The organism is Streptomyces sp. NRRL B-24085, assembly GCF_001282115.1.
Lineage (GTDB): Bacteria > Actinomycetota > Actinomycetes > Streptomycetales > Streptomycetaceae > Streptomyces.
On sequence record NZ_LJBR01000302.1, the window covers coordinates 1 to 4,330 of the forward strand.

The window sequence follows — 4,330 nt, forward strand, 5'->3', positions numbered from 1 at the left end:
CCCTCCTCTCCCCCGCCCACCGCGAGCTCGCCCGGACCGCCGAGGTCTACCTCGACTGCGCGGGCCAGGCCGGCCGCACCGCCGCCGAGCTGGGCATCCACCGGCAGACCCTCTACTACCGCCTCTCCCGCGTCGAACAGCTCACCGGCCTGGACCTGGACGACGGCGAGGACAGACTGCTGCTGCACATGGCGCTCAAGGCGGCGCGGCTCCAGGCGCGCCCCTGGACGGGCGGGTCGCCGAACCCGGCGTGATTATTGAAAACGATTATCATCATGCTACGGTCGGCGCATCTCACCGTCTTGACCACCCCTTTACCCGGAGGGTCCCGTGCGCCTGCCCGCCCGCCATCTGCTCCCCGTCGCCCTGGCGTCCACCCTGCTGCTCACCGGCTGCTTCTCGGGCGCCTCCGCCGGGGGTGACGGCGCCGGCAAGCGCGTGCGCGTCGCGATGATGCAGCCCCCGCGCTCCGGCCTTTCCCCGCTCTCCGACGACGCGTTCAAGCTGTCGCGCTGGTCGACGGCGGAAACCCTGGTCGAGCTCGACGCGAACGGCGACGCGCGGCCCGCCCTGGCCACCCGGTGGCAGCAGTCGGGCCGGACCTGGACCTTCGAGATACGCGACGGCGTCACCTTCCACGACGGCACCCGGCTCGACGCCCAGGCGGTCGTGCGGTCCCTCACCAGAGCGGCCACCGCCGCCCCCAAGCCCCGCATCCTGGACGGCGTCACACTGACGGCGAAGGCCGTGGACGCCGGCACCGTCAGTGTCACCACCGCCCACGAGGACCCCCTGGTCCCGCAGCGGCTCAGCTCCCCGCAGCTGTCGGTCCTCGCCGCGCGCGCGTACACCGGCAAGACCGTGAACCCGGTCGGCGCCGGCACCGGCCCCTTCGAGCTGACGAAGGTGAACGGCACCTCCTCCGCCACCCTCGACCGCTACGACGGCTACTGGGGCGCGAAGGCCAAGTCCCCCGGCATCGACGTGCGGTTCGTGCCCGACGGCACCGCCCGCGCGGCCGCCCTGCGCAGCGGCGAGGCCGACATCGTCGAGGCGATCCCGGTCTCGCAGGCCGCCGTCCTCGACCAGGACCTGATCACCGAGGTCCCCATGCCGCGCACCAACACGCTGTACCTGAACACCGGCAAGGGCGCCTTCAGGGACGCCTCGCTGCGCGCCGCCGCCCGCGAGGCGGTCGACGCCGGTGCCCTGGTCGAGGGCGTGTACGAGGGACGGGCCGATGCCGCCGAGGGGCTGCTCGGACCCGCGCTGCCCTGGGCCGCCGGACTGCGCCCGCCGGTCCGGCGCGTCGAGGCGGGCAGCCCGCGGGGCGCGGCGATCACCATCGGCACCTACACCGACCGCGCCGAGATGCCCGAGGTCGCGGCCGCGCTGCAACAGCAGCTCCAGAAGGCCGGGTTCAGGGTGAAGCTCGACGTCCGCGAGTACGCGAACATCGAATCCGACGCCCTCGCGGGCGAGTTCGACGCGTTCGTCCTCTCCCGTGCCACCGTCCTCGACTCCGGCGACCCGGCCGCCTACCTCTACAGCGACTTCGCCTCCGACGGCACCTTCAACCTCTCACGCTTCTCCGACGAGGCGGCCGACGCGGCCCTGAGGAAGGCCGCCGACGCCCCGGTCGGGGACGCCCGCCGCGCGGCGGTCATCGCGGCCGAGGCCGCCGTACTCACCCGGGACGCGGCCGTCCCGCTGCTCCACGAGCGGGTGATCCAGGGCGACGCCGCCGGGGTCGAGGGCGCCGCGCACGACCCGCGCGAGCGGCGACTGGTCACGGCCGACACCTACGTCAGGTGAGGCCGACGCCCGCCGGGTCGACCCGGCTCCTCGGTCTCCTCGTGGTCGTCGCCGCCGTGGGCCTGCTGCCCTGGCTCTCCCACCGGGACCCGGCGCTGACCGTGCTGCGCGCCCGGTCGGCCGAGCAGGAGGCCACCGAGGAGGCCCTCACCGCGATCCGCGAGGACCTCGGTCTGGGCGCGGGTCCCCTTCATCTGCTGGGGAGTTGGGCCGTCGGCCTGCTCCACGGCGACCTCGGCACCTCCTGGGTGTCGGGCCACGCCGTCCTGCCCTCCGTCCTCGCCGGGCTCCAGGTGTCCCTGGCCCTGATGGGCGCGGCCCTCGGCGTGGCCGTGCTGCTGGCCGCCGCGCTGGTGGCGCCGGTGCTCGTACGGGGTCGCGGCTCGGCCGGTGCCGTCGCCGCGATGCTCGCCGCCGTGCCCGAGTTCCTGCTGGCCACGGTCGCCCTGCTGGTGTTCGGGGTGTGGCTCGGATGGCTGCCGACGTCCGGCTGGGCGGGGCCCGCCCATCTGGTGCTGCCCGCGCTCGCGCTCGGCGTGCCCGCGGGCGGGCTGCTCGGGCGGCTGGTCGCGGACGCGCTGCCCGCCGTGCTCGACGAGCGCTGGGTGGAGCTGTGGCGGGGCGCGGGAGTGAGCCGTACGAGGATCTCGGCCGCCGCCCTCCGGCGCGTACTGCCGCCGCTGGTACCGCAGTTCGGCATGGTCGCGGTCGGTCTGGCGGGCGGCGCGGTGGCCGTCGAGCTGGTGTTCGCGGTGCCCGGCATCGGGCGCACGGCCCTCGGCGCGGCCCGCTCCCAGGACCTGCCGCTGCTCCAGGGTTCGGTGCTGGCCCTGCTGCTCCTCGGCCTGGTCGCGGGTGCGGTGGCTGCGCTCGCCCGGCGCCGGCTGCTGGGCCCGGCCCTGCGCGACGCGGGTCTCAGTCTGCCCCCGCCCCGCCCGGTCCGGGTCCGTCCGGCCGTCCCGGCCGCCCTGTCGGCCGTCCTCGCCGTGACCGTCGGCTGGGGCCTGCTGCGCGATCCGTACACGGTGGACACGGCCGTCCGTCTCGCCGCCCCCTCCTGGGCGCACCCGCTGGGCACCGACGCGCTCGGCCGTGACGTGCTCGCCCGGCTCGGCCACGGCGCCGCCTCGACGGTCGGCACGGCCGCCGCGATCTGCCTGTTCGGCCTGGTGACGGCCCTCGCGCTGGGGTTCCTGCCCGGTGTCGCGGCGGGTGCGGCGGACATCGCCAACGCCCTGCCGCCGGTGATCGTCGGCATCCTGGTCGCCGCCGCGGCCGGCCCCGGTACCGGCGGTGCGGCCCTCGCGGTCGCCCTCATCTCCTGGCCGGCGCTGTCCGCCCACGCGGCGGCACTCGTGCAGGAGGTACGGGCGTCCGCCTTCCTCACCGCCCAACGCGCCCTCGGGGCACCGCCGTCGTGGATCCTGACCCGGCACGTCCTGCCCTCGGTGGCCGCCCCGGTGGCCCGGCACGCCCTCCTGCGCCTGCCCGGGATCGCCCTGGCCCTCGCCTCCCTGGGCTTCCTCGGCCTGGGCGCCCAGCCGCCCGCCCCCGAATGGGGTCTGCTCCTCGACGAGTCCCGGGCCTACGTCGAACGCGCCCCGTGGGCCGCCCTCGCCCCGGCCGTGGCCCTCGCCCTGCTGGCCGGGCTCGCGGTGTCGGGGGCGTCGTACACCCAGGGCCGGAGCCCGAGAAGTTCACGGCAGGAGGCCGGAGTTGGAGTCTGAGGTGCTGCTTTCGGTGCGCGGGCTGCGGATCGCCTTCGCCGGGGTCGAAGCGGTGCGCGGGGTGTCCTTCGACATCCGGGCGCGCGAGGTTTTCGCCCTGGTGGGCGAGTCGGGCGCGGGCAAGAGCCTGACGGCACGGGCGCTGCTGGGCATGCTGCCGCGGGAGGCCGCCACGACGGGTACGGTCGCACCCGACCTGTCCGGCGCCCGGGGCCGCCGCATCGCCCTGGTCCCGCAGGACGCCCTGTCGGCGCTGTCCCCCGTCCACCCGGTCGGCGCCCAACTCGCCGCCGCGGCACGGTCGGTGCGCCGCGTGAGCCGCCGTGAGGCACACGCCCTCGCGGTGGCCGCGCTGGACCGGGTGGGCATCGCCGACGCGGCCCGCCGGGCCCGTGCCCATCCGCACGAGTTCTCCGGCGGCATGCGCCAGCGCGCGGTCGTCGCGATGGCCACCATCAACGAGCCGGACATCCTGGTCGCCGACGAACCCACCACCGCCCTCGACACCGACCACCGCGAACTGGTGCTCCGACTCCTCGCCGAGCAGCGGGAGTCGAGGGGCACGGCACTGGTGCTGGTCACCCACGACATGGACGCGGTACGGCGGCACGCGCACCGCGTGCTGGTGATGTACGCCGGCCGGGCGGTGGAGACGGGCCCGGCACGCGAGGTCCTCGCGCATCCCCGGGCCCCCTACACCGCGGGCCTGCTCGCGTCCCTCCCGGAGAACGCGCGGGGGCGCCGGCTCGTCGCCCTCCCCGGCTCGCCCCCGCGCGTTCTCCGGGAGG

General features: G+C 76.1%; 4 protein-coding genes. All 4 read left to right on the top strand.

The genetic code is table 11. The annotated features are described in order from the left end of the window. Window positions 1–254, top strand: a 254-nt coding sequence (locus tag AOJ26_RS29450; protein ID WP_143663681.1) for a PucR family transcriptional regulator, incomplete at its 5' end; no start/stop codon positions are given. A 76-nt stretch (window positions 255–330) separates the two neighbouring features. Next, entirely contained in the window at window positions 331–1,815 is a 1,485-nt protein-coding gene (locus AOJ26_RS29455) for an ABC transporter substrate-binding protein (protein ID WP_053851405.1), read from the top strand. Continuing rightward, on the top strand, window positions 1,812–3,542 hold the full coding sequence (locus tag AOJ26_RS29460; protein WP_053851406.1) for an ABC transporter permease subunit: 1,731 nt from the start codon (window positions 1,812–1,814) through the stop codon (window positions 3,540–3,542). The genes AOJ26_RS29455 and AOJ26_RS29460 overlap by 4 nt, the downstream gene beginning before the upstream one ends. Further along, the coding region (locus AOJ26_RS29465; protein ID WP_053851407.1) for an ABC transporter ATP-binding protein at window positions 3,532–4,330 on the top strand (799 nt) is incomplete at its 3' end. The genes AOJ26_RS29460 and AOJ26_RS29465, both read left to right, overlap by 11 nt.